This is a genomic window from Salinibacterium sp. NK8237 (assembly GCF_015864955.1).
In the GTDB taxonomy this organism is placed as follows: Bacteria; Actinomycetota; Actinomycetes; order Actinomycetales; family Microbacteriaceae; genus Rhodoglobus.
In genome coordinates this window covers 1,052,788-1,076,664 of record NZ_JADYWE010000001.1, presented here as the reverse complement: position 1 = coordinate 1,076,664, position 23,877 = coordinate 1,052,788, and the positions used below count along the sequence as shown (strand labels likewise).

The following is a 23,877-nucleotide window of genomic DNA, read 5'->3' as shown; positions in this document are numbered from 1 at the left end:
CCTTTCTCGTGGCTCGGCTATTTCATCCCGCTCAGGGCGACGCCCTTCACGAGGAAGCGCTGCAAAGTGACAAAGAGGATGATTGTCGGCAGCATCGAGATCATGGTGGCCGCATTGATGAGGTTCCACTGGTTGAATTCCGACCCGGCAAAGTTCACCAAGCCGACAGTGACCGTATACATCGCTTCGTCTTGTGCGACGAGCAATGGCCACAGGAACGTGTTCCACGTGAACATGAACTTGATGATCACAAAAACTACGATCGCGGGAGCGACCATGGGCGTGATGACGCGAGTGAGAATGCGAAGCTCGCTTGCGCCATCCACTCTGGCAGCTTCGACGTAGCTGAAGGGGATCCCCTCCATGAACTGCCGGAGCAAGTAGACGCCGAGAACAGTGAAGAGGTCTGGTAGCGCCATGCCGATGTAGGTGTTGGTGAGTCCCGCTTCAGAGACCATCAGGAACATCGGGATGACGAGGGCCTCTTGGGGCACCATGAACAGTGCGAGCACTAAGAGAAAGATGGGCTCTTTGAACGGGAACTGGTAGTACGCGAAGGCATACGCCGCCAGCAGGGCGATGACCAAGCTCGTGACGATACCGATGCCGGTCACGATAAAAGAGTTCGCGATGTATTGCCCGAAGTTGTACTGAGCAAAGAGCTGCACATAGTTGTCAAAATTGAAGAAGTTGTCTGGCAGCCAGCGCACAGGAACTTCGAGAATTTCTGACGGTTTCTTGAGTGACGACAGCGCTACCCAGACCAGTGGCAGCGTCATGAGGATGCCGCCAAGAGCCAGAGCAGTAAAGATTCCTGCTTGCTTCAGATTATGAAGCGAGCGCCACGACTTCTTGCGAGCGCGAACTGGTGCGGGGCGCACAGCCGGGGATGAGTCGGCAGCGGTCGACGGGCGGTCCTTGATCGATGACGTACTCATTCTGAGATGTCCTTTGTAAAGATTTTGCGGATAACGGCGGTGATCGCTACTAAGAACACGAAGAAGATCACGACGTAGACAGCCGCTTCGCCCCAGCGGTCAAGGCGGAATGCCAGCTCGTAAATTTCCATTACCATCGAGCGGCTTGATCCCACCGGCCCGCCCTTGGTGGCGACGAAGGGGAGCTCGAAGAGCTTGAACGCATTCATGACTTCGACGCTGATGACGAGTACTAGTTGCTTGTTGAGCAGCGGCAGAGTGATCGACCACAGCATGCGAAGCGGCCCGGCACCATCGAGACGGGCCGCTTCGTAGTAGGAACGATCAATTCCATTGAGCCCTGCCACCAGGATGATCACATTGAATCCGAGACGTGCCCAGATGTACATGATCGCGAGCGAGGGAATCACTTGCCCATCGCTCGTGAGCCAGTCCTGCCCAGGGATGCCAAAGAATCCGAGGATGCTATTGGCAAGCCCATAGGCCGGATTGAAGATCCACAGCCATACAAATGCCACCGCGGTGAGCGAGGCGACGACGGGCGCAAAATACAGCGCCCGTATCAGTCCAGATCCACGTTTCCACAGCAGGGCATTGAATCCGAGCGCGACGATCAACGAGAGGACCACACCGATTGGCACTCCGAGGAGTGTGAAGTACAGGGTGTTGCCTGCGGCGTTGATGAAACGTTCGCTCGTTACTACAGACACGTAGTTGTCAATACCGATGAACTCGCGTCGTCCGATAACGGACCAGTCAAAGAAACTGATGACGATGTTGTAACCCAGGGGAATGAGGAACAACAGAACGACGAAGAACAGCGCGGGGGCAAGGAAGAGGAACGCTCGAATGGTGGTGCGCCGAGAGAACGTCTTCTGGGGCCCGAGAGTGGGGACTGTCATGGTGTGAAGCCTTTCGAACTAGCTGCGGTGGTTACTTGCCTCGTTCGAGCAATTCGTTGACTTCGGTTACCGCGCCGTCGAGTGACTCGCGGACGTCGGCGCCTTGGAGCGCGCTTTCGATTGCGGCACCAACGGCAGTTGCGATCTGATTGGTGTACGGCGCGTTGTAAACCGGGCCTGCACCTTCATTGAGTTGCTTCTCAACAGCGACGTAGTCGGTGCGGTCGAGAACATAGGGATCTTCGAAGTTCTCGCTCCATACCGGCATGTAGCCCTCGAGTTGGGCGAGTTCGAGATCGAGTTCGGGGTCAGAAATCGCCCGCATCCAATCCCAGGCGAGGTCACTGTTTTCGCTGTTGGCATTGACCATCCAAGCCCAGTTGAATAGCAGGCTCACTTTGGGGTAGCCGGCGTCACCGGTCGGATAAGGAACGACTCCGAAGTTGACGTCGGGGGCGTTCTGCTTGAGCCAGCCCTCGTACCAGCCCTCACGGAAGGTCATCGAGGAGAGTCCCTGCGCAAAGGTGTCATCGGGGGTGCCAAGCTGCAAGCTTGAAACGCCGTCGGTCACCATGTCTTGCATGTACTGAATCCCCGCGACCGTTTCGTCGCTGTTGAGGTAGCCATCGGCGGTTGAGTTGTCTTCTGCATAGAGGCGGCCGCCGAAAGCGTGGATGTAGGGAAGCGCCTTGTCGACGATGCCAGTGGGGTTGCCCGAGTAGCGAAGGGCCATTCCGTTGCGGGTGACGGTGCCCGATGAATCCTGTGTCGCGAGAAGGTCGGCGTATTCGCGAAGTTCTTCGAAGGTCTCGGGCGGGCTGTCGGGGTCAAGGCCAACCTCGACGAACTGGTCGATGTTGTAGAAGAGTTCCATGCCCAGGTCAGAGCTGACCGGGTAGCCGCTCCATTCGCCATCGACCTTGAAGTTGCCGGCAGTGAGAGGAGTCAGGTTCTCTGCCCACAATTCCTGCAGGTCATCCGGAGCCTGGTCGGCGACGCCAAGCGCGCCGCCGTAGTAGGAGACTTGACCCATGAAGATATCGGGAGCGTCGCTCTTGCTCGCGAACCCTGCGGTGTAGCGGGCTTCGTACTGGCCGTAAGGAATGTCGACGTACTTGACGGTGACGTTGGGGTGTTCTTTTTCGAAGTCTGCGATCTTGTCTTTGTAAAAGTCTGTTGTTTGGCGCCAGTTGTCCTGGGGATTCCAAATCGTCAACGTCGCCTCCCTGTCGGGATCGGTCGATGCCGTCGAACATGACGACAAACTGACCGCGGCCACTACTGCGAGTGCCAGCGTTCGTCTAATGCTGTGTTTCATTCGGTCCTCCTTGACTGATGAGCATTTCCGCGCCGTTTGCTTGTGCAACATACGCACGCATTGTGCATCTTATGGGCGTCCCTCGAAGGCTGTCAAGCAAAAAACAAGTTCTCTGATATACCAATATCTGTGCGTAGAATGCACAGTGTGTGCGCTGTGTGTGACATTCATCTCCGGGTGATGCCGTGCTGCGCAGCACTCTAATGAGAAGGAAGAGGGCACGAAATGGGAAACACTTTGCAGGGTGCATCCGCGCTGGTCACGGGAGGCGGCGTAGGAATCGGGCGAGCAATTGCTGCCGGATTGGTGGCAGAGGGCGCGCGCGTTGCCCTGACCTATCGTTCGCACGCGCCGGAGGACAGCTTCTTGGATGAGCTCGAGAGAGTGTCAGGGCACAGGCCGCTGGCTATTCAGCTCGACGCCACGAACGAGGCTGAGGTCGAATCCGCGACCGCGCAGGTCGCTGCAGAGTTCGGTGCGATCAATATTCTTGTCAACAACGTTGGTGGGCTCGTTGAGCGGTCACCGATCGCAGGGATGAGTGCCAGCCTCTGGGACCACGTTGTCGCGGTGAATCTCGACAGCCTGTTTTTGGCCACCAGATACGCACTGCCACTCCTAGCGGCGGATGGCGGCAGAATCATTAACATCGCGTCACTGGCCGGTCGCAATGGTGGCCATGCGGGCGCGACCGCCTACGCCACGACAAAAGCTGGCATCTTTGGGTTCACACGCGGGCTGGCGAAAGAGCTGGGGCCGACCGGAACGACGGTGAATGCAATTGCCCCAGGATTCATCGAAGCAACACCATTTCACGACCGCTTTACCTCGGCCGCTTCCAAAGCAGCAACCATCGAGACCATTCCGGTTGGTCGCGCCGGCACCCCAGAAGACGTCGCCTCGGCGGCGACGTGGTTGGCCAGCCCCTCAGCCAGCTTCGTCAGCGGCATTGTTCTCGATGTCAACGGCGCGCAGTACTTCGGCTAGCGCGTGATTACCGCACCGATCATTCATCCACCTATTCTGGGCGCGCTCGCTGCTGCGGGGCATAAGTCCACCATCATGATTGCGGATGCGCACTTCGCTGCAGCGACGACGTCGGGCAGTCGGGCAACGGTGGCTTATTTGAACTTCACGGCGGGCGCCCCGCTCACCACTGATGTGCTCGCCACTCTGGCACAAATGGTTCCGTTCGAGCGCTACACGAGCATGCTGACGCCAGAGGCGATCGAGAGCCCGGTCTGCGACGAGGTCAAACAGATTCTGGATGCCGACGTGCCCCATGACGTGTTGGAGCGAGAAGCTTTCTACGATCTCATTCGCAGCGACAATCTCATCTTGTGCATCGTGACCGGTGATACTCGGCGATTCGCCAACATCCTCGTCACCGTTGGGGTGAATACTCAAACGACGGTATCGTGACAGAACTAGTCAAACCACTGCACAGGGTGTGCGGATGATGCAACGGAGTGAACCATGTCACAGACTGTGAGCAGGGCGATCGACATCCTCGAGTACTGCAGCGAGCACCCTCGTGAACTTCGGGAGATCGCCGCAGAGCTTGGCGTGCATCGAACGACAGCGCTCAGGATTCTGCAAACGATGTCGGCGGCAGGGTTCGTTCGCAAAGATGACTTTGGCCGCTACGGAGTGGGATTTCGCCTCGCTGGGCTTGCTCAGTCCGCCATCAATCAGTTCGATTTGCGCACCGTGGTTCATCCCTACATTGTTCGACTCTCTGAAGCAACGAATCACACGATCCAGTTCGCAGTTCCCCAAGAGGGACATATTGTTTACGTCGACAAGATCGAGCCGGTTCAAAGCATCAGTCTTAACACCACAATCGGGGGATTCGTGGTGCTGCACACCGCCGGCGTCAGCAAGGCGATTCTTGCAAACCTTGATATCCCGGCCCGCGATCACATCTTGGCTAATGCAACCTTCACGAGCTACACGCCGAACACCATCACGACTAAGCGCGAGTTTCTCGAACGACTAACCACCGTCAAAGAGCGCGGTTGGGCGACCGATGAGGGAGAATTCGATGTCGTTTCGAATTGCATCGCGGCGCCGGTGTGGGATCACAACGAGCGCGTCACTGGTGCTATCTCGATCACATCGTTCCGAGAGAAGGCCGACATCACTGAACTCGTCAAGAACATTGACGACCTCTTGGACACGACCACCGCGATCTCGCGTGAACTCGGGTGGCGCCCACGAAACGAAGACGCCACCGCTGAGGCCTAGTGCGCGCTCAGCTCTGGCCGAGCAGTGCAAGAGCCAATTCGGAGTCGACCACCAGCACATCGAAGAGCCCGCCCGTGAGCGCCGCTTGAGTGCCCTCGAGCTTCTGCGCTCCGGCAGCAACGCCGACGACGGTGGGAATGTTGCCGAGCTCCTCAAGGTCAATCGCGATTACACGATCGTTCACGACTGAGTCCACAAGCTTTCCGTCGCGGTCGAAGAAGCGCGTGCAGCAGTCACCAACGGCTCCGGATGCCGCGAACTGACTGCGCTCTGTTTTGCTCAAGTTCATCGACTCGATGATGGCCCCAGAAGCGCCGATGCCCACGTTGCCGACACCGACGATGGCGATCTTGGCGCGGCGTGATGCGTTGAGGACGCCTGTAATGGACGGCTCACGAAGGAATGCTTCGCGCGATTCGCGGGACTCGACGACAGCAGGGGCGTAAAGGCGGCGGTGTTGCGCTCCTAGTTTGGTGGCGAGCAAGCGCACGAGAACGTTGCCGTCGCGAGCGGAATCCACGATAGAAAGCCCGCCGACGAGGGGAAGTACTTCGATGTTCTCGTGGGAGGCGTCATCCGGAATCTCATTGACGACAGCTTGCACGCTTGAACCCCAGGAGAGGGCAACGCCGCCGTTGCGAGGCAGGTTGTCGATGAGCCATTGCGCCCCGAGTGCTCCGACGCGAGAGAGTTGGTTATCGGCGCCAGTGCTCGGCGCTACGCGACATTCGCGCAACCCATAACGGGCCACGAGTTGGGCTTCGAGGTTCTGGGCGCGCCCAAAGGGGTCGTTGATGCGGATGTCAACAATGCCGTTCTTGCGGGCGTCGGCAAGAACGCGCGAGACGTTCGATCGCGAGACGCCAATCTCTTGGGCGACCTCGGCTTGTGATTTGCCGTCGAGATAGTAGAGAGTGGCGGCCCTCACAAGCATGGCTTGGTTGCGTGGACTGGGTATTGGTCCATTCCTCTCTCATGCTTCGTTGCAGATCTGCACTGATTCTATTTCCGTCTTCACACTCGTGCGCGTGATTTGCAGGGTTCTTCTAGCTGGGAGTGCTGATCAGCACCTCGGCGGGCCCGAAAAATCCTCGGTAAATGTACCGTTATCACACTGCTCAAGCACAATCAGCACACGCCTGAGACACAGCCAAGGCTCAGCCAATTGGGAGTAAATTTAAGGTATCGGATCAGGTTACAAACCGAAGAGAAGAGAACACAATGACAAACATTCAGCGTGTAACGGTTCTGGGCACTGGAGTGCTTGGATCCCAGATTGCATACCAAACAGCATTCAGTGGCTTCGAGGTCGTGGCGTACGACATCAACGATGAAGTTCTGGAGAAGGCTCGCACCCGGTTCGATGGACTGGCGAGCACCTACGTTGCCGACAGCGTTGCTGGTGCGGCAGACGGCAAGGCACAAGAAGCCCTTGGGCGCGTGCGGTTCTCCTCCGATCTTGCGGATGCCGTGAAGGACGCCGACCTCGTTATCGAGGCCATTCCCGAAATTCTCGACCTCAAGAAGACCACCTACGCGGAGCTCGGAAAGCTCGCTCCCGCGCACACGATTTTTGCGACTAACTCGTCCACTCTGTTGCCCAGCGACATGAAGGACTCCACTGGTCGTGCTGACAAGTTCTTGGCACTTCACTTCGCTAACCAGATTTGGAAGTTCAACACTGCGGAGATCATGGCCACGGCTGACACCGATCCTGCCGTGTTCGATGTGGTTGTCGACTTCGCGTCTGAAATCGGCATGGTCCCGATTCCGATTCACAAGGAGAAGGCCGGCTACGTACTCAACTCGCTGCTCGTTCCGTTCCTTAATGCTGCGGCAGAGCTCGCGGCCGATGGTTATGCAGCACCCGCCGACGTTGACAACACGTGGCGGATCGCCACCGGTGCGCCGATGGGACCGTTCCAGATCCTTGACGTTATTGGGCTCACGACGCCGTACAACATCATGTCCAACGGTGACGAAAATACCAAGCGGTTCGCTGAGTGGATGAAGACCGAATACATCGACAAGGGCTACCTGGGCATCGCGACGGGTCGCGGCTTCTACACCTACACGAAGTAGTGGCGAGAGGCACGGGGCGGTCACCTTCCCCCGTGCCTCAGCCTGACCGCGTAACACCCAGCGGGGGTCGCTAAACTTGCTTAGTGACTATTCGCCTCTATGACACTCGCAGTGCCAGCCTCCTCGACCTCGATCCCCGTGAGCCGGGCAAGGTGGGCATCTACGTCTGCGGTCCTACCGTGCAGTCGTCTCCGCACATCGGCCACTTGCGTTCGGCCCTCGTCTACGACATCTGGCGCCGCTGGCTCACCTACCGTGGGCTCGATGTCACGCTCGTGCGCAACGTCACCGACATCGACGACAAGATTTTGACCCGAGCAGCGGATGCCGCAGCTGAAGGCTCGACCGAACAGTGGTGGGCCTTGGCCTACCGTGTCGAACTCGAGTTCACCGCGGGCTACAACGAGCTCGGCATTTTGCCGCCTACCTATGAACCCCGCGCCACGGGCAACATCGGTGAGATGCGCGAGTTGATCGCGAAACTCATCGAGCGCGGCCATGCGTATGCCGCGAGCGACGACTCCGGCGATGTCTACTTCGACACGCAGTCGTGGCCCTCCTACGGTGAACTCACCCGGCAGAAGCTCGACGACATGGTTGCCGCGGTAGACGCTGACCCGCGCTCCAAGCGCGACCCCCGCGACTTCGCGCTCTGGAAGGGCAGCAAGCCAACCGAACCTGAGTCAGCATCGTGGTCGTCGCCGTGGGGCAACGGGCGTCCGGGCTGGCACATCGAGTGCTCTGCCATGTCTCGCCGGTATTTGGGTGGTGCGTTCGACATCCATGGTGGTGGCCTTGATTTGCGCTTCCCGCACCACGAGAACGAACTTGCCCAGTCGACCGCTGCTGGCGATGAGTTCGCTCGTCACTGGGTGCATAACGGTATGGTCAACGTCAACGGCCAAAAGATGTCGAAATCACTCGGCAATTCGGTGTTTGCTCGTGACCTTTTGGATGCCGCTCGGCCCATTGTGGTGCGCTATTTGTTGGGAGCGGCCCATTACCGCTCCACAATCGACTACACTGACACGTCACTTGCTGAAGCGGAAGCAGCCTTTGAACGCCTTGAGGTGTTCATTGAGCGTGCCTCGCGTCGACTGCGAGATACTCGCTTCGACGTCGCGAACACCATAGAGGTGCCCGAGGCATTCGGCGAGGCCATGGATGACGACCTTGCAGTGCCCCAGGCGCTCGCGGTCGTGCACGAGACGATTCGTTCGGGCAACGCTGCCCTCGACGACGGGGATCTTGCGGCGGTTGCCACCGCGCGGTCTCACGTAATCGCTATGGCACAGGTTTTGGGTATCAACCCACTTGATCCACGATGGGGTTCTGAGCGTTCAGAGCCAGCCGTTGCTGCTTTGTCAGTACTGGTTGAACAGCTCATTGAGGATCGCAATACGGCCCGCGCAGCAAAGGATTTTGCTGCTGCAGACCGAATCCGTGATGAACTATCAGCGGCGGGCATCGCACTAGAAGATGACTCGACCGGATCGCATTGGAGCTTGCCGTGACTGATCGGCGCTTCCGACAGGAGCAACACTCGTGAAAAACCCAGGTAACACACCCCGCGCAGGAGCGGTACGCAAGGGCCGCAAGGGCCCCCAGGTCGGCTCGGGAGGCCAGGGACGTCAGGCTCTCGAAGGTCGCAAGCCCACCCCGAAGGCAGAAGACCGCCCGTATCACCCCGCAGGCAAGCGCAAGGCTGCGGCCGAACGCTATGAAGCAGCCGGTGGAACTCGCCGCAACGGTGGCAAGCCTTCAGAGGGTGGCCAGCGTCCGAGCCAGCCCAGCCGGTCACGAGTAGCTAAGTCTGCCGATGAGTCCGAGATGGTCACGGGCCGCAACTCGGTGCTCGAGGCGCTTCGCGCCAAGATCCCCGCCCACACTCTCTACATGGCCGCGCGCATTGAATACGATGACCGCGTCAAGGAGATCCTCAAGCTCGCAACCGCGCGTGGCATTGCCGTGCTCGAAGTGATGCGCCCAGAACTCGACCGCCTTGCCGGTTTCGACTCCGTGCACCAGGGCTTCGCGCTCAAGGTGCCGCCGTACGAGTACGCGCACCCCATGGAGTTGCTCGACAAGGTAGAGGCGCGTGGCCAGGTTCCGCTGCTCGTGGCTCTTGACGGCATCACTGACCCGCGCAACCTCGGCGCCATCGTGCGCTCCGTTGCCGCGTTTGGTGGCCAGGGAGTAATCGTGCCGCAGCGTCGTTCAGTCGGGATGACGGCATCCGCGTGGAAGACCTCGGCCGGTGCTGCCGCCCGCACGCCCGTTGCCATGGCTAACAACCTCACGCAGATGATCAAGGAATACAAGAAGCGCGGCGTCTTCGTGCTCGGTCTTGATGGGGATGGCGACGTGTCGCTTCCCTCCTTGCCGTTGGCGAAAGAGCCCGTGCTGATCGTTGTCGGCAGCGAAGGCAAGGGTCTCTCTCGACTCGTCACCGAAAACTGTGACGCCATCGTCTCGATCCCGATCAGTGCCTCGACCGAGTCGCTCAACGCTGGTATCGCCGCGAGCGTCACGCTCTACGAAATCTCGAAGCTGCGTTCCGCAGCCCGCAAAAAGAAGTAGTGCGCCGCAGGATCGTTCCTGCACCGCACACGAAAGAGCCGCTGTCCCCTCGGGGCCAGCGGCTCTTTTCGTGCGCTGCTCGAGCAGCTAGCTAGCGCTCACTGCATCGAGCGCAGCCGTGATGTCATTCATGAGGTCATCGACATGCTCGAGTCCGATCGACACGCGCACAATGCCGGCGCCCGGCTTCGCTTCTGACGCCACCGGGCGGTGGGTGAGCGATGCTGGATGCTGCACGAGAGTGTCGATACCGCCGAGCGACACAGCGTGAGTGATGAGCTTCACCGACTCGGTGAACTTTGCTGCAGCGTCATAGCCGCCAGCGAGGTCGAGTGCGATGAGCGAGCCGGCGCCGGCTGACTGGGTTCCGATGAGTCCAGCCGGGTCCTGGCCGGGAAGGCCGGGGTAGAGCACGCGAGCGAGTGCGGGGTGGCCGTCGAGTCGGCGGGCAAGCTCTCCAGCGGTCTCCTGCTGGGCGCGTACGCGCAGCGGAAGGGTGCGAAGTCCACGGTGAAGCAGGTAGGCCGCAAACGGGTGCAGAACGCCACCGGTGAGAGCGCGGACGTTGCGCAGCGCCTTGGCATGTTCTTCGCTCGTTGCGATAACACCGCCCATGACATCCCCGTGGCCGCCCAAGTACTTGGTGGCACTGTGAAGCACCATTGCGGCGCCGAGTTCAATGGGGCGCTGCAGAACGGGAGTCGCGAAGGTGTTGTCCACGAGAACGGGAACCGTGCCAGCGGCTTCAACGACCTTTTTGATGTCGACAAGTTCGAGGGTGGGGTTCGCGGGGGACTCAATGATGATGAGGCCGGTGTTTGGCTGAATAGCGTTGACGATCGAGTCCGCATCCGCCCACGTCACTGTTGTGCCGAGGAGCCCGTTATCGAGCACGTGGTCTGTTCCGCCGTAGAGCGGACGAACGCCGACGACGTGCGGACGGCCCGCAGAGGCGATGGCAATCAGCACGGCGGAGAGCGCTGCCATGCCGCTGGCGTAGGCTACCGCTGCTTCTGCACCTTCGAGGGCGGCGAGGCTGTCTTCGAAGCGAGCGACACCCGGCTGCCAGAGTCGTTGGTAGACCGCGGAGTGGCCGTCAATGATGGGGTTTCCGGTGGCGAGGTTCTCGTAGGAGTCGCCTCCCACTTCGACGCTGGGCAGCGGATTGGTGGTAGACAGGTCAATGGAAGGGACGTGTTGACCAGATTCCTGCACGCCCTCCATTCCCGCGTGAACAGCAAGAGTTTCGAGATGGATGTCGTGAGGCAGCATTACTAGATAACAGCAGAAACTTCGACGCTAATCAACTCTCCTGCAGAATCTTCACAAAATGTGACGTTTTCCGCATAAGCTGCGACACAGGAGGCCCCCGTGAGCGAAAAGTACAGTCTGCCGATTGACGCAGTAGATCAAAAGATTTTAGCCAGTTTGGCCGCCAACGCCCGCATGTCAGGATCTGCACTTGCCGGCGCGGCCGGTGTCTCCGAATCCACTGTTTCCCAGCGACTTCGCCGACTCCACGATGACGGCTATTTGCGTGGCTTCCATGCCGACATCGATGTCGCTCAACTGGGCATTAGCGTGCAAGCTCTGATCTCGATCAAGCTCGTCAAACACGTGCGCGAAGACGTGGATGCCTTCCGCAGTGCCGCACCCAACTGGCCAGGCGTATTGGCTTTCTTCCACACCGGCGGCGGAGATGACTACCTGCTGCATGTCGCGGCGCACAGTGCGGCAGAACTCAGAGACTTTGTACTCACCTACTTGGCAAGTCATCCGGCCGTTGCGCACTCCGAAACCAACCTGGTCTTCGAGCATGTAACCGGGCGGGGACTCGAGCAACTGCTGTCGTAGCGAAGCGCACAGGGTAGCTAGACCTTGAGGCGCCAGTCCTCTTCGTCTTCTCCATCGTGATCGGCAGCGGCGAGTTCGCCCTGAATAGTGACGGGCATCGTGAAAGCCCCCGTTGGCGGGTTGATCATCGTCGCCTCGTCGCGGCGGAACTGCAGAACGTTCTCGACATAGCTGCTCACGGCCTCAGCGAGGGGGATGTCGTGGCCAGAATCTTGAGCGAGCTGGCGACGGTGATCGAGCAGCTGGTGGAACGCTTCCGCCGGCTCGAGCTTGCCGCGCATCTCTTTGGGAATCGCTCGGATGACGGGTTCGAAGACGCGAGCAGCCCACTCGTGGGCGAGCATTTCTTCATCCATGTCTTGTTTGTCGAACGCTGCGCGGTACGAGTCCATGTCGTTGAGCAGGCGGCGAGCTTGATTCTCTTGGGCGTCGAGGCCGGTCAAACGCAGCAGGCGTCGTGAGTGGTGACCGGCATCCACCACTTTGGGCTGGATGCGCACGCGGGTGCCCGAATCTTCAGTTTTGATGGCGAGTTCTTCGATGTCGAAACCGAGCGCGTTGAGGCGCTCAACGCGCTGGTTGATGCGCCACCGTTCGGAATGGTCAAAGCGCTCCGAGCCCGTGAGCTCTTGCCACAGCGTGCGGTACTGGGCCACGATGCCGTTGCTGATCTCAACAGGGTCGATGTCTTCTTCGAGGCGTCCACCAGCTTGCAGGTCGAGCAGTTCGCCCGCAATATTGACGCGACCGATCTCGAGATCGTTCTCGCGTTGACCGTTGGAGAGCTTGTCGTAGAGCTGGCCGGTTTCGGCATCCACAAGGTAGGCAGCGAAAGCGCCGGCATCGCGACGGAACAGTGTGTTGGAGAGTGACACATCTCCCCAGAAGAAGCCAACGATGTGCAAACGCACGAGCAATACGGCAAGAGCGTCGACGAGGCGACGAGCAGTCTCGGGGCGCAGGCTCTGCGAGTACACGGCACGATAGGGGAGCGAGAAGCGCAAGTGCCGAGTGACCAGCACTGACTTCAGCTCTTCGCCATCGGCGGCCGTGCGGTTCGTGATGATCGCGAGCGGGTCAACACACGGCACGTCGAGCTTTTGCAGGGTGCGCAGCATTTCGTACTCACGCTTGGCGAGCTCGCTTGAGGTCTCCTTGATCGCCACGATGTAGCCGCTGAGATTGGCAAAGCGCACAAGGTGTCGCGAAATGCCCTTGGGCAGGATTGCGATGGAATCATCGGGCCACAGCTCGAGCGGCAGCTCCCACGGCAGATCCAGCAAAGCAGGATCAACGATGGCGGCGGTGATGTTGACAGAACCAGTCATTCACGTGTCCTTGAAAATAGAACGAGCCCGCCAAACATCCGAACTGGGTTCGACGTCGACGGGCTCGATCGTAAAGCGGAAGTTAGCTTGCGACTACAGGCTTCTTGGTGAGGCGCAGGCCCGACTCGGTGTCGAACACGTGCACGTGGTGAGGCTCAGGGGTCAAGAAGACCTTCTCGCCAGCGTTCGGGTGCGAGCGGCCATCAACGCGAGCAACGATGTCAACACGCTCGCCCTTGATTTCTGCGTGACCGTAGAGGTAACCGTCAGCACCGAGCTCTTCGACCAGGTCGACATCAACAGGAAGACCGCTGCCGGTCGTCGAAACAATGACGTCTTCTGGACGGATGCCAATGGTGACGGTCTTCGCAGTAGTTTCGCCAAGCGTTTCGCTGTCAACGTGCACAACAGCATCGCCGAACTGCAAGCCACCATCGACAATGTCGACGCTGAAGAGGTTCATGGCGGGGCTGCCGATGAAGCCAGCAACGAAGATGTTCTGCGGTGCTTCGTACAGGTCGCGAGGAGTACCAACCTGCTGGAGGATGCCATCCTTGAGCACAGCGATGCGGTCACCCATGGTGAGCGCTTCTGTCTGGTCGTGAGTCACGTAAACCGTGGTGACTCCGAGGCGACGCTGCAGGCTAGCGATCTGCGTACGAGTCTGCACGCGAAGCTTGGCGTCCAAGTTCGAGAGCGGCTCATCCATGAGGAAGACCTGAGGCTGGCGAACGATAGCGCGACCCATGGCAACACGCTGACGTTGACCACCCGAGAGTGCCTTGGGCTTGCGGCTCAAGTAAGGCTCAAGGTCAAGAAGCTTCGCTGCTTCGAGTACGCGAGCTGCACGCTCCTCTTTGTTGACGCCGGCGATCTTGAGCGCGAAGCCCATGTTTTCGGCAACCGTCATGTGCGGGTAGAGAGCGTAGTTCTGGAAGACCATGGCGATGTCGCGGTCTTTCGGGGGAACATCGGTGACGTCGCGGTCGCCGATGAGGATGCTGCCATCGTTGACCTCTTCAAGGCCGGCGAGCATGCGAAGGCTGGTGGACTTACCGCAACCCGAAGGGCCGACCAGTACGAGGAATTCGCCGTCTTCTACGTGAAGATTCAGCTTGTCTACTGCGGGGATCGTTGATCCCGGGTAGAGACGTGTTGCATTGTCAAAGGTTACAGACGCCATTGTTCTAGTTTTCTCCTTCACCGGCAGGTACGTGCCGGACGATCCGTTGTGATGGACGGCGGTCGAAACCGCGTTGGGTCATTATTGCACTCTTTTGGGGGTCAGGTTACCGCGTGGCCGATCGCAAAATAGGCGCAGTCTTAGGGTTCAGTTGGGCAATTCCCAGAGATTTCTCCTAGAATTCGACCGGTGCGCCGTAATTTTTGGGTGCCCTCCACAGCGAAACACATGGCAGATGAGGTTCGATTGAGCAACGGCAATTCCGGCGACAGCCGACTCACGAAGAATGAGCGTCGCGAAGCGGCACGGGAAAAGTCCCGAATCCAGCGTGAAGAACAGAAGAAGAAAGATCGCCGCACCAAGCTATTTCTTCAGGGTGGCGTTGGCCTCGCCCTCGTCGCGATCGTTGCGGTAATTGCGCTCGTTCTCGTGAACTCGAACCAGCCAGCAGGCCCAGGCCCGCAGAACTTTGCTAGCGACGGCATCCAGCTCAATCAGGGCTTTATCGCGACGACATCCGACGCTCAAGCAGCAGACGCTGACCCCATCGCGAATGATCGTGACGAGGAATCCGGCGTTCTCGACATCCAGATGTACGTCGACTACCTGTGCCCTTATTGCAGCCTTTTCGAAGAAACCAATGGTGCGTACATCGAGAGTCTGGTCGACAACGGAGCATCGACGCTCGAAATCCACCCCATCACAATTCTTGACCGTCTGTCGCTTGGGTCACGCTATTCGTCGCGTGCAGCAAACGCCGTTGCGTGCGTTGCCGACACTTCGCCGAACGACTTCTACAGCTACCACTCGCTCTTGCTCTCTGACGGAGTGCAACCTGCTGAAAGTTCATCGGGTCTCACCGATGACGACCTCATCGATTTGCTTGACGTTGCGGGAGTCGAAAACACGGACGTTATCGCGGAGTGCATCAACGACGAGAGCTTCAAGTCGTGGGTAAGCAACTCGAGCGCTCGCGCTCTTTCTGACCCCATCCCCAACACAGATGACGTAACGGTCACCGGAACTCCGACCGTGCTTGTCAACGGAGTCAAGTACGAGGGCGCTGTAGATGACCTCGCTGCCTTCCAAGCTTTCGTTGTTCAGCTCACGGGAGAAACCTTCAACGAGAGCTCGACCTCAACGCCAACGCCCACTGCGACTCCCGAGTCGTAACTAGCCTCAGCGCACGAAATAGGCCCCCGATCCAGATGGATCGGGGGCCTATTTCGTTATGCAGAGGAGGAGCGGTTAGCCGAAGGTATACGAGTACGCTTCGACGCCTTCACTCACCGTGACCTCCAGTGTGCCGGTCTCGATCGAGTCTCCCTTGGGGATGATCGAATACGAGTTCGGTGTTCCGGAGACGTCAATCACTTGAGTCTTGCCATCGAGAGTGACCGTGATCGTGCCTTCGCCACCCAGCACCATGCGAACTTCACTCGCGGTGTAGTTCAGCTTGATGCTGCCCTCTCCGTTGCGTGGTGTCGCGTTCTGGAAGGTCAGCTCCCAGTCGCCCTCAAGGGCGAAGCTGTTGTCGGCGAGCTCTGACGGGAAGCTGTAGGTGTTGGTGCCCGACGAGTACTTCTCGTCGCCGCCGTAGTTCACGACCTTGCCGAGGCTGAGGTACGTCTCAGGCGTCGTGGTTCCCGCCTCGGGAGTGTCATCGCTGACCTCGGTTGCCGGCGGCAACTGAACGTCAGGGTTGGCATCCACGAGTAGTTCACGAATGAGCTTCTCGGTGGTCTGGTAGCTACCTTCACCGAACTTGATGTGACGAACAACGCCCTCCGCGTCGATCAGGTAGTGCGCCGGCCAGAAACGGTTGCGGTAGTTGGTCCACGTGCTGAGGTTGTTGTCGAGAGCAACCGGGTATTCGATTGCGTAGTTCTCGGCGCCAGCCTTGACGTTGGCCGGAACCTTCTCAAAGGCGTACTCGGGGGAGTGGACGCCGATGACGTTCAAACCGAGATCCTTGTAGGCGTCGTACCAGCTGTTGATGTGCGGAACCGCACGCTGGCAGTTGATGCAGGAGTACGCCCAGAAGTCGATCAAAACGACCTCGCCGCGCAGCTCATCCAGAGTGATTTCCTCGTTGTTCTCGGTGTTGAACCACTCTTGGATTCCCTGGATGTCGGGAGCGATGCCGCAGCTCTCGAGCTCGGTGCCTCCGTTGCTGCACTGGTCGAGATCCTTGTTCTGTTCGTTGACGAGGCCACCCAGGTTGAGCTGTTCTGCGATCTGTTCAGAGTTGCTGAACTGGTCCTGCAGGGCGCTCGTGTAGTCGGGAACGAGGCGCTGAAGTGCCTGAGGAAGGTTGAAAACGAGGCCGATCGCGAGAGCGATCATCAGTACGCCACCCGTGACGCGAATCTTCTGCTGGTGCTTACGGAACGTCTTGACGCGCTCGGCGACACGGCGGCCAGCAAGAGCGAAGATGAGCAGCGGAAGAGCCGCTCCGAGAGCGAAAGTGATGGTGAGCACGATGGTCTCGGGCCCAATGCGTCCAGTCGAGCCGGCAACCGTGATGGCCGCAAGAACTGGTCCAGCGCAGGGCACGTAGACGGCACCGAGAGCCAGGCCGAGCACGAAACCGCCACGGTCAGTTCCGACGTTCTTCTGCGGAATCCACGAGAAGGGCTTCTCCAAAATGTGCTGGAAAGCGGGGATGATCAAGCCAAGGCCGATCAGGATGAGAACGACGATTCCGGCCCAACGCAGGAAGTCCTGCGGCAAGTTCAGTAGCGCCAAGATGAGCGAGCCAATCAGCGTGAAGACACTGAACGCGACGACGAGGCCGGCAATCACGAAGTAGGGGCGCCACTTCGACACTGTGGGGGCGGCATCCTTCTCGGCGGTCGCGGTAGCGCTGATGGCCGCAGCGTCGGATGCCAGGGGCATCGTTCGGCGGGCAAAGCGACGCTTCTTGGTTTCCCCTTCGCCGCGGGCACTCATGGCGCCACCGGATAAGAAGATGACCGGCAGAACCGGCAAGATACACGGGGATATGCCCGTGATGATGCCTCCTAGGAAGCCGATAAGGGCGAGACTGAGCATGAGGTTCCTCCACAGAACTGTGTGACGCCCGGGAGCCCGGACGGCTGCACTCAGTTCGGAACCGTTGCCCGAATTGGTTGGTCTGAGGTTGCGTCGCCTCTAGGGGCGCTGCTCGGGATCAGCAAGCGGATGCCGGTGGAAGCGGCGAGAGAAGCGCCACGTAGCAATGCTCCCGCCGATCGCAATAGCGAGCGCGAGCACAGCAACGCCGAGGTAGCGCCACTCGGAGGCGGGGGAGTAGGGGAAGGTATCTGACCAGTCGAGCCCGAGCCGCACGGCAACCGCCCCCAGCATCCAACTTACGATCACGCCGCCGAGAGTTGCCAGAACGGATGCGGGCGTTGCTCGATGCCGACTCTTCTCGGCGGAACGTCGGGTCATATCGCACTGCTTTCGGATTGCTGGAGTCGTTCTGAGCTTACGTGCGAAGAATCAGTACCTTCCTATGCGCGAAAGCGGTTCAAAAAACTTTTGAGAATCTTCCAAACCGTTTTCGGGGGTGATCCGAATAGTCCTGTGTAAGCCGGCAGAGAGTCGGCAAGCCGGGTCCATTCGGGGGCCACCAACTTTCACCAAGGAGATTCACATGCGATCCATTAAGCGCAACACCTTCGCCGCCCTCACCTTCGCTGCAGTAGCAATGGTCGGCCTCGCCGGTTGTTCCAGTGCCGCAACGGAAGACACAGCAGCACCCGCTCCCGAGGAGAGCTCGTCGGCAATGGAGATGGACTACACCACAGACCTCGTCGGCGCCGGCTGTGCCGCCTACGCCGAGACCGTTCCAGACGGAAGCGGCTCGATCGTCGGAATGGCTCAGGACCCGGTAGCAGTAGCCGCGTCGAACAACCCGCTGCTCACCACGCTCACCGCAGCCGTATCGGGTGGCCTCAACGCTGACGTCAACTTGGTTGACACGCTCAACGGTTCAGAATTCACCGTCTTCGCTCCCGTCGACGACGCTTTCGCAGCACTTCCTGCTGAGACCGTAGAAGCTCTCATGCAGACCGAGAACGCTGACCTGCTCACGAGCATCCTCACGTACCACGTTGTCCCCGGCCAGATCCTTCCGGATGACATTGCTGGCGAGCTCACCACTGTCAACGGCGAGACCATCACCGTTGCTGGTAGCGGCGACAACATCACCGTCAACGGTGCCAACGTCATCTGCGGTGGCGTTCACACGGCCAACGCAACCGTTTACCTCATCGATGGTGTCCTCACCCCCGGTGCATAATTTGTAGTAAAACTCACGGGGATCCGCGCATAGCGCGGGTCCCCGTTTTTGCGTTCCCCAGACTCTTCAAAAGTTTTTTCAGGGCACGTGTCGATTCGGCACGTGCCCTGCGTCATGTCAGTGAAGGGCAGGAAATTCCGGCCCCGAAAGGACAAGATGATGCTGAATGTGCTGGCGATCGCAATCGCCACCGTTGCGGGGATGCTCGTCGGGTGGGCCTGGTTTTCACCAGCGCTTCTCGGCAAGCCGTGGGCGGCGCGAGCCGGGATAGATCTGAGCGCGAAGACTCCCGGGTGGGCGTATCTGCTGGCGCTCGTGGCCACGGCCATGACGGCAACAGTGCTGGCGCTTGCGGCAGCGATCGCGCACGACCAGTTTGGTGGCTCGTTTCTGACCGTGACGCTGGCTGTGGCATCCATTGGCTGGCTCGGTTTTACCGCGTCGCGGAACGCTGTCGAGTATCTTTTTGAGAAGAAGTCCCCGACGCTGTTTGCGATCGATATGGGTCATCAACTTGCAGTTCTCATCGTCATGTCCGTTGTTATCGGCCTTTTCGGCCACACGTCACAGATCGCTTAGGGAGAAAAACATGCAGTACATGATCCTGATCAACTCAGAACCTTTCGACGGTCCAGAACCCGGTAGCGACGGATTCGAGGAATACATGGCCCCATGGATGGCGTACAACGAAATGCTGGCCACGGGCGGACACCTCGTCACCGCAGCCCAACTTCAGGGCGTCGAGACGGCGACCACGATTCGTCGGGCCTACGGTGCCGGCGACACGATCACCGATGGTCCCTTTGCCGAGACGAAGGAGCAGTTCGGTGGTTTTTATCTCGTAGAAGCAAAGGACTTGGATGAGGCGCTCGCGCTCGCGGCTGCCATTCCGATTCCGGCCGGCTCGATCGAGGTTCGTCCGGCGGTTCCGCAGTAGCGTGACCGCTATTTCAGCGGCGGTCACCCGCCTGGCGCGTGAGGAGAGTGGGCACGTGCTCGCTCTTCTTACGCACCGTTTTGGCCTCGATGTGGCCGATAATGCGGTGCAGGATGCGCTTGTCGAAGCGCTGAACTGGGGCAGCGTTCCTGACAACCCTGCTGCGTGGCTCTATACGGTCGCGCGCAATCGTGCCATCGACCACGTACGCCGAGACGCTGCAGAAGCTCGCCGGTTAGCACGAGCGGCACCGGATCTCGTGGCGGCCGCCGAGCGCAACAACGGTGATCGTGGTCCCAGTAGCAACGACGAGGAGGTGCCCGACATGATTGACGATGGCCACTATTCGGGCGATGAACACGTTCGGTTGCTTCTGCTCTGTTGTCACCCCGCGCTGGGGCGAGACACCCAAGTGGCCTTGACTCTTCGGCTCGTCGGCGGCCTCACCACAGCCGAGATCGCCGCGGCTTTCTTACTACCCGAACAGACCCTCGCCCAAAGAATCGTGCGGGCGAAGCGCAAGATTCGTGACGCGGGTATCCCGCTCAGCATTCCGGAGGACCTCACACTGCGAGTGGATGCCCTGCTTACGGTTCTCTACCTCATTTTCAACGAAGGCTATCTCTCACGGGGGAGCGCCACCGGTGGTCGCGTCGACCTCGTGGAAGAAGCGATTCGCCTCACGATCACCACCCGCGATCTGCTGCCGGGCAACCCCGAAGTCGAAGGCCTTCTGGCGCTCGAACTCTACGCTCGGGCCCGCCACGACACCCGTTTTCGCGGCGACGAACTGATTCTTCTTGAGCAGCAGGATCGCACCCGCTGGGATGGCGAACTCATCGAGCAAGCCAACGGGCTCTTGCACAGTGCCCTCGCACGACGGCAGCCGGGGCCGTTCCAAACGCAAGCGGTCATTGCGCGCCACCATGCCACCGCGCGCACTGCCGCTGACACTGACTGGCCGGCTATCGCATCCGCCTACGCCGTACTGCTGGCCATGACAAGTGGATCGCCCGTCGTCGCTCTCAATCGCGCCGTCGCCGTGTCGATGGCGGATGGGCCTGATGCTGGGTTGCGCTTACTGAGCGAGATCAGCGGCCTAGAGAACTACTACCTGTATTGGGCAACTAAAGCCGAGCTGCTGTTGCGTGCGGGCGATTCGGATGCCGCGGCTCCGGCCTTCGCCCGGGCGCGCGAACTGGCCACGAATGCCGCCGAGCAGCAGCATCTCGATCGGCGTATCGCGCAGCTGCCCGGGTAATGCCGGCGGAGTCCCGCGCATCTCGCAGCTACGGCCGTTTCGCCGGAGGCGTCGGCTGCGCGTAGTGGTGCTCGCCGATCGCGCCCTTCTCCACGACATCCCGGATGCGGGCTGCGCGCACCGCCGGAGTCTTGATGCCGGTGAGGCGCGCATAGATCTGAAAGCGCACGCTCTTGGCGAGGCCGGCGTGAAACTCCGCAGAGGCAGGGTTGGCGTCGAGAGCGGCCAGCAAATCTGGGGGAGTGGTCATGTTTTTCTGGCTGTACGCAGCATCCCAGCGGCCGTCGGCTTTGGCGCGCTCAACTTCGGCGAGACCGCCTGGCCGCATCTGGCCCTCCTCGATGAGCCGGGCAACATGGTCGCGGTTTACTTGTGACCAGGGGCTGTTCTTGCGGCGCGGAGTGAAGGCCTGCAGCGTGTAGTCGTCGTCGAGGCGTGCCATCTGGCCGTCGATCCATCCGAAGCACAGGGCAACGTCGAGCGCTTCGCTCCAGGTGATGCCCGGTGCCTTCGACAGCTTTTTTCGGAGCTTGAGGCGCACGCCGTCGGGCGAGGGCTCGTTCTCGAGGAAGGCCGTCCACTCGGCGATGGTGACGTCGAGGATGGGTTTGTCGGCAAAGCTGGCCATGACCTGATGTTAGTCAAGGCCACCGACGGTCGGCCGGTAGCCCCCGCCGCCTGAGCAAACGCTGATTCGTTGCTGGGCACGAATCGGGCGTTGAATAGACCCATGCGAGCTACTTACATTTACGGCGCCGGCGATGTCCGCGTCATCACTGCCCCTGACCCTCAGCTCATCGAGAGCACTGACGCGGTCGTTCGCATCACCCGCGCGTGCGTCTGCGGCAGCGACCTGCACCCCTTCCATTCGATGCCGGCGGATGCGGATGCTCGCCCCATCGGCCACGAGTTCATCGGCGTTGTTGAGGAGCTCGGCAAAGACGTTGCGACGCTCAAGGTCGGCGACTTCGTGATCGCGCCGTTCGCCTACTCTGACGGAACCTGCGAGTTCTGCCTCGAAGGACTTCAGACCTCGTGCATCCATGGTGGCTACTGGGGCAACGGTGGAATCACCGGCGGCCAGGCCGAAGCTGTGCGCGTGCCCTTCGCCGACGGCACCCTCGTGAAGGTTCCCGGCACCGTCGACGAGTCACAGTACGCAGGCCTCCTCACGCTTTCTGATGTCTACGCCACCGGTTGGCACGCGGCTTACAAGGCTCGCATTGCTCCCGGCCAGACCGTTACCGTCATCGGTGATGGCGCTGTCGGTCTCCTCGCTGTGCTCTCCGCCAAGCAGATGGGTGCCGAGCGCATCATCCTCATGGGCCGCCACAAGGCGCGTACTGACCTCGGCATCCACTTCGGAGCCACGGATGTCGTCGCCGACCGAGGCGAAGAGGGCATCGCCCGGGTGCGCGAACTCACCGGCGGCACGGGAAGCCACGCGGTTCTCGAAGCTGTCGGCTTCATGCCCGCCTACGAGCAGGCCCTTGGCGTTGTCCGTGCCGGCGGAGTGATCAGTCGTGTGGGCGTTCCGCAGTACGAGGATGCCCCGGTCGGCCGCGGCAGCCTCTTTGGTAAGAACGTCGGCCTTGTCGGTGGAGTGGCCCCCGCTCGCGCGTACATCGAGCAGCTGTTGCCCGCCGTGCTCGACGGAACAGTCAACCCCGGCCTCGTTTTCGACCAGACCGTGAAGCTCGAGCAGACCCCCGATGGCTACACCGCGATGGATGAGCGCACCGCTCTTAAGGTGATGGTCGACCCGACGTAATCGCCCTGCCTCGAAGGCTAAATCGTGCCGTGTAGGGTTGTTTCGTCATCTGGTCGCGCGTTCACGGATCCACGTGGAGAACGACTTCAGCCGCAGACTTATATTGCGAGGAAAACCTATGAAGGCAACATTTCTTTACGGCGCGGGCGATGTCCGAGTGGAGACAGTAGCGGACCCGGTGATCCAGCTTCCGACAGACGCCGTTGTTCGGGTGGTTCGTGCCTGTGTCTGCGGCTCAGACTTGCACCCATATCACACGCGCAAGCCGGGCCCGATTGGTGCTCCGATGGGCCACGAGATGGTCGGAGTAGTCGAGGAAATCGGCTCTGAGGTCTCCTCGGTGAAGCGTGGCGACCTTGTCGTCGCTACGTTCACCTACCAGGACAACACATGCGTCTTTTGCCAAGAAGGATTCCACACCTCCTGCCGCCACGGTGGCTTCTACAACAAGCCCGAGGTTGGTGGCTTCCAAGCGGAGTACGCACGAGTGCCGCAGGCAGACGGCAGTCTGGTGGCGGTACCGGGCGTCGATGAAAACAGCGAACTGATCCCGTCACTTCTCGCCCTGTCCGATGTTTACCTCACCGGATACCACGCCGCTCACATGGGGCGCGTTGGTGCGGGGCAGACAGTGACAGTGATTGGCGACGGAGCGGTCGGGCTGTCGGCCGTATTGGCGTCAAAGAAGCTCGGGGCCGAGCGGGTCATCCTCATGGGGCGGCATCAGGCGCGCACCGACCTCGGTGTCGAGTTCGGGGCGGACGAGATCGTGGCCGAGCGCGGAGAAGAAGGAGTCGCCCGCGTGCGCGAATTCACCAGCGGCGAGGGTAGTCACGTCGTCATCGAGGCGGTTGGCCACTTCCCGGCGTACCAGCAAGCTCTGGGCTCTGTCCGTGTGGGCGGCACCATCTCGCGGGTCGGCGTTCCCCAGTATTCCGAGGCTCCGATTGGCTGGGGCTCACTCTTCAGCCGCAACATTACGCTCACGGGTGGACCTGCCCCAGTGCGCGCCTACATCGAATCCGCGCTCCAGGACGTGCTCGACGGCTCGATCGTTCCTGGTCGTGTCTTCGATCGCGTCGTGGGTATCGACGACGTAGCGCTGGGATACGCCGCCATGGACTCCCGCGAGAGCCTCAAGGTAATGGTCGCCTTTTAGACCCTGAGCTGGTTTCCCGTTAGCGGGAC

24 protein-coding genes are annotated in these 23,877 nt (G+C 60.1%); 14 read left to right on the top strand and 10 right to left on the bottom strand.

What is annotated here, in order from left to right:
- Positions 1-17: 17 nt before the first annotated feature.
- From I6E56_RS05205 to I6E56_RS05195, 3 genes are read right to left on the bottom strand one after another with little or no spacing between them, the layout of a single operon-like run.
- Positions 18-938, bottom strand: coding sequence for a carbohydrate ABC transporter permease (locus I6E56_RS05205; RefSeq protein ID WP_197136490.1), 921 nt, complete (start codon positions 936-938; stop codon positions 18-20).
- Entirely contained in the window at positions 935-1,840 is a 906-nt protein-coding gene (locus I6E56_RS05200; RefSeq protein WP_197136489.1) for a carbohydrate ABC transporter permease, read from the bottom strand. Before I6E56_RS05200 ends, I6E56_RS05205 begins: the two co-directional genes overlap by 4 nt.
- A gap of 31 nt (positions 1,841-1,871) precedes the next feature.
- Complete coding sequence (locus I6E56_RS05195; protein WP_197136488.1) at positions 1,872-3,158, bottom strand: ABC transporter substrate-binding protein; 1,287 nt, start codon at positions 3,156-3,158, stop codon at positions 1,872-1,874.
- A gap of 225 nt (positions 3,159-3,383) precedes the next feature.
- Between I6E56_RS05195 and I6E56_RS05190 the strand changes: the two genes are divergently transcribed.
- Genes I6E56_RS05190 through I6E56_RS05180 form a run of 3 tightly spaced genes read left to right on the top strand, consistent with a single transcriptional unit; the run spans position 3,384 to position 5,405 of the window.
- Positions 3,384-4,145 (top strand): SDR family NAD(P)-dependent oxidoreductase, encoded by a 762-nt coding sequence (locus I6E56_RS05190; RefSeq protein WP_197136487.1) that lies wholly within the window; start codon positions 3,384-3,386, stop codon positions 4,143-4,145.
- Between the two features lie 3 nt (positions 4,146-4,148).
- Positions 4,149-4,580, top strand: a complete 432-nt coding sequence (locus I6E56_RS05185; RefSeq protein ID WP_197136486.1) for an RbsD/FucU domain-containing protein — start codon at positions 4,149-4,151, stop codon at positions 4,578-4,580.
- Between the two features lie 54 nt (positions 4,581-4,634).
- On the top strand, positions 4,635-5,405 hold the full coding sequence (locus I6E56_RS05180) for an IclR family transcriptional regulator (protein ID WP_197136485.1): 771 nt from the start codon (positions 4,635-4,637) through the stop codon (positions 5,403-5,405).
- A 7-nt stretch (positions 5,406-5,412) separates the two neighbouring features.
- Here I6E56_RS05180 and I6E56_RS05175 read toward each other — a convergent pair whose 3' ends face one another.
- The gene (locus I6E56_RS05175) at positions 5,413-6,333 is read right to left on the bottom strand and encodes a sugar-binding transcriptional regulator (protein ID WP_197136484.1); all 921 of its coding nucleotides are present in this window, start codon (positions 6,331-6,333) and stop codon (positions 5,413-5,415) included.
- A gap of 293 nt (positions 6,334-6,626) precedes the next feature.
- On the opposite strand from I6E56_RS05175, the gene I6E56_RS05170 reads away from it, so the two are divergent.
- From I6E56_RS05170 to rlmB, 3 genes are all read left to right on the top strand, one after another.
- Positions 6,627-7,487 (top strand): 3-hydroxyacyl-CoA dehydrogenase, encoded by an 861-nt coding sequence (locus I6E56_RS05170; RefSeq protein ID WP_197136482.1) that lies wholly within the window; start codon positions 6,627-6,629, stop codon positions 7,485-7,487.
- Positions 7,488-7,570: 83 nt separating this feature from the next.
- Positions 7,571-9,001 (top strand): cysteine--tRNA ligase, encoded by a 1,431-nt coding sequence (cysS, locus tag I6E56_RS05165; protein ID WP_197136481.1) that lies wholly within the window; start codon positions 7,571-7,573, stop codon positions 8,999-9,001.
- 31 nt (positions 9,002-9,032) lie between these two features.
- Positions 9,033-10,067, top strand: a complete 1,035-nt coding sequence (gene rlmB, locus I6E56_RS05160; protein ID WP_197136479.1) for a 23S rRNA (guanosine(2251)-2'-O)-methyltransferase RlmB — start codon at positions 9,033-9,035, stop codon at positions 10,065-10,067.
- An 87-nt stretch (positions 10,068-10,154) separates the two neighbouring features.
- On the opposite strand, the gene I6E56_RS05155 is transcribed toward rlmB, so the two are convergent.
- Complete coding sequence (locus I6E56_RS05155) at positions 10,155-11,339, bottom strand: PLP-dependent aspartate aminotransferase family protein (protein WP_197136478.1); 1,185 nt, start codon at positions 11,337-11,339, stop codon at positions 10,155-10,157.
- Between the two features lie 99 nt (positions 11,340-11,438).
- Here I6E56_RS05155 and I6E56_RS05150 point away from each other — a divergent pair, with 99 nt between their 5' ends.
- Complete coding sequence (locus I6E56_RS05150; RefSeq protein WP_197136477.1) at positions 11,439-11,921, top strand: Lrp/AsnC family transcriptional regulator; 483 nt, start codon at positions 11,439-11,441, stop codon at positions 11,919-11,921.
- 17 nt (positions 11,922-11,938) lie between these two features.
- On the opposite strand, the gene I6E56_RS05145 is transcribed toward I6E56_RS05150, so the two are convergent.
- Entirely contained in the window at positions 11,939-13,249 is a 1,311-nt protein-coding gene (locus tag I6E56_RS05145; RefSeq protein WP_197136476.1) for a DUF4032 domain-containing protein, read from the bottom strand.
- Positions 13,250-13,331: 82 nt separating this feature from the next.
- A complete protein-coding gene (locus I6E56_RS05140) occupies positions 13,332-14,432 on the bottom strand; it encodes an ABC transporter ATP-binding protein (RefSeq protein ID WP_197136475.1) in 1,101 nt (366 codons plus the stop codon).
- 189 nt (positions 14,433-14,621) lie between these two features.
- Between I6E56_RS05140 and I6E56_RS05135 the strand changes: the two genes are divergently transcribed.
- Positions 14,622-15,605, top strand: coding sequence for a thioredoxin domain-containing protein (locus I6E56_RS05135; protein WP_307842780.1), 984 nt, complete (start codon positions 14,622-14,624; stop codon positions 15,603-15,605).
- A gap of 75 nt (positions 15,606-15,680) precedes the next feature.
- On the opposite strand, the gene I6E56_RS05130 is transcribed toward I6E56_RS05135, so the two are convergent.
- Both I6E56_RS05130 and I6E56_RS05125 read right to left on the bottom strand, forming a co-directional pair.
- Positions 15,681-17,486, bottom strand: a complete 1,806-nt coding sequence (locus I6E56_RS05130; protein ID WP_197136474.1) for a cytochrome c biogenesis protein DipZ — start codon at positions 17,484-17,486, stop codon at positions 15,681-15,683.
- A 99-nt stretch (positions 17,487-17,585) separates the two neighbouring features.
- A complete protein-coding gene (locus tag I6E56_RS05125) occupies positions 17,586-17,867 on the bottom strand; it encodes a hypothetical protein (RefSeq protein ID WP_197136473.1) in 282 nt (93 codons plus the stop codon).
- A gap of 205 nt (positions 17,868-18,072) precedes the next feature.
- Between I6E56_RS05125 and I6E56_RS05120 the strand changes: the two genes are divergently transcribed.
- From I6E56_RS05120 to I6E56_RS05105, 4 genes are all read left to right on the top strand, one after another.
- A complete protein-coding gene (locus I6E56_RS05120) occupies positions 18,073-18,720 on the top strand; it encodes a fasciclin domain-containing protein (protein ID WP_197136471.1) in 648 nt (215 codons plus the stop codon).
- Positions 18,721-18,879: 159 nt separating this feature from the next.
- Positions 18,880-19,299 (top strand): DUF1761 domain-containing protein, encoded by a 420-nt coding sequence (locus I6E56_RS05115; protein WP_197136470.1) that lies wholly within the window; start codon positions 18,880-18,882, stop codon positions 19,297-19,299.
- 10 nt (positions 19,300-19,309) lie between these two features.
- Positions 19,310-19,657, top strand: coding sequence for a YciI family protein (locus I6E56_RS05110; protein WP_197136468.1), 348 nt, complete (start codon positions 19,310-19,312; stop codon positions 19,655-19,657).
- Positions 19,658-19,712: 55 nt separating this feature from the next.
- The gene (locus tag I6E56_RS05105; RefSeq protein ID WP_307842778.1) at positions 19,713-20,918 is read left to right on the top strand and encodes a DUF6596 domain-containing protein; all 1,206 of its coding nucleotides are present in this window, start codon (positions 19,713-19,715) and stop codon (positions 20,916-20,918) included.
- A gap of 28 nt (positions 20,919-20,946) precedes the next feature.
- Here I6E56_RS05105 and I6E56_RS05100 read toward each other — a convergent pair whose 3' ends face one another.
- The gene (locus I6E56_RS05100) at positions 20,947-21,546 is read right to left on the bottom strand and encodes a YdeI family protein (RefSeq protein ID WP_197136465.1); all 600 of its coding nucleotides are present in this window, start codon (positions 21,544-21,546) and stop codon (positions 20,947-20,949) included.
- A 102-nt stretch (positions 21,547-21,648) separates the two neighbouring features.
- Between I6E56_RS05100 and I6E56_RS05095 the strand changes: the two genes are divergently transcribed.
- Together I6E56_RS05095 and I6E56_RS05090 are read left to right on the top strand one after the other, a co-directional pair.
- On the top strand, positions 21,649-22,689 hold the full coding sequence (locus I6E56_RS05095) for an alcohol dehydrogenase catalytic domain-containing protein (protein ID WP_197136463.1): 1,041 nt from the start codon (positions 21,649-21,651) through the stop codon (positions 22,687-22,689).
- Between the two features lie 118 nt (positions 22,690-22,807).
- Complete coding sequence (locus I6E56_RS05090) at positions 22,808-23,848, top strand: zinc-binding dehydrogenase (protein WP_197136461.1); 1,041 nt, start codon at positions 22,808-22,810, stop codon at positions 23,846-23,848.
- Positions 23,849-23,877: the final 29 nt, after the last annotated feature.

Bases quoted from the DNA above. Each gene is read 5' to 3' on its own strand.
- I6E56_RS05125 (WP_197136473.1), bottom strand. From the start codon at position 17,867: ATGACCCGACGTTCCGCCGAGAAGAGTCGGCATCGAGCAACGCCCGCA.
- I6E56_RS05120 (WP_197136471.1), top strand. From the start codon at position 18,073: ATGCGATCCATTAAGCGCAACACCTTCGCCGCCCTCACCTTCGCTGCA.
- I6E56_RS05145 (WP_197136476.1), bottom strand. From the start codon at position 13,249: ATGACTGGTTCTGTCAACATCACCGCCGCCATCGTTGATCCTGCTTTG.
- I6E56_RS05155 (WP_197136478.1), bottom strand. From the start codon at position 11,339: ATGCTGCCTCACGACATCCATCTCGAAACTCTTGCTGTTCACGCGGGA.
- I6E56_RS05195 (WP_197136488.1), bottom strand. From the start codon at position 3,158: ATGAAACACAGCATTAGACGAACGCTGGCACTCGCAGTAGTGGCCGCG.
- I6E56_RS05190 (WP_197136487.1), top strand. From the start codon at position 3,384: ATGGGAAACACTTTGCAGGGTGCATCCGCGCTGGTCACGGGAGGCGGC.
- I6E56_RS05100 (WP_197136465.1), bottom strand. From the start codon at position 21,546: ATGGCCAGCTTTGCCGACAAACCCATCCTCGACGTCACCATCGCCGAG.
- I6E56_RS05130 (WP_197136474.1), bottom strand. From the start codon at position 17,486: ATGCTCAGTCTCGCCCTTATCGGCTTCCTAGGAGGCATCATCACGGGC.
- I6E56_RS05115 (WP_197136470.1), top strand. From the start codon at position 18,880: ATGCTGAATGTGCTGGCGATCGCAATCGCCACCGTTGCGGGGATGCTC.
- I6E56_RS05200 (WP_197136489.1), bottom strand. From the start codon at position 1,840: ATGACAGTCCCCACTCTCGGGCCCCAGAAGACGTTCTCTCGGCGCACC.
- I6E56_RS05170 (WP_197136482.1), top strand. From the start codon at position 6,627: ATGACAAACATTCAGCGTGTAACGGTTCTGGGCACTGGAGTGCTTGGA.
- I6E56_RS05140 (WP_197136475.1), bottom strand. From the start codon at position 14,432: ATGGCGTCTGTAACCTTTGACAATGCAACACGTCTCTACCCGGGATCA.
- I6E56_RS05205 (WP_197136490.1), bottom strand. From the start codon at position 938: ATGAGTACGTCATCGATCAAGGACCGCCCGTCGACCGCTGCCGACTCA.
- I6E56_RS05110 (WP_197136468.1), top strand. From the start codon at position 19,310: ATGCAGTACATGATCCTGATCAACTCAGAACCTTTCGACGGTCCAGAA.
- I6E56_RS05090 (WP_197136461.1), top strand. From the start codon at position 22,808: ATGAAGGCAACATTTCTTTACGGCGCGGGCGATGTCCGAGTGGAGACA.
- I6E56_RS05095 (WP_197136463.1), top strand. From the start codon at position 21,649: ATGCGAGCTACTTACATTTACGGCGCCGGCGATGTCCGCGTCATCACT.
- I6E56_RS05180 (WP_197136485.1), top strand. From the start codon at position 4,635: ATGTCACAGACTGTGAGCAGGGCGATCGACATCCTCGAGTACTGCAGC.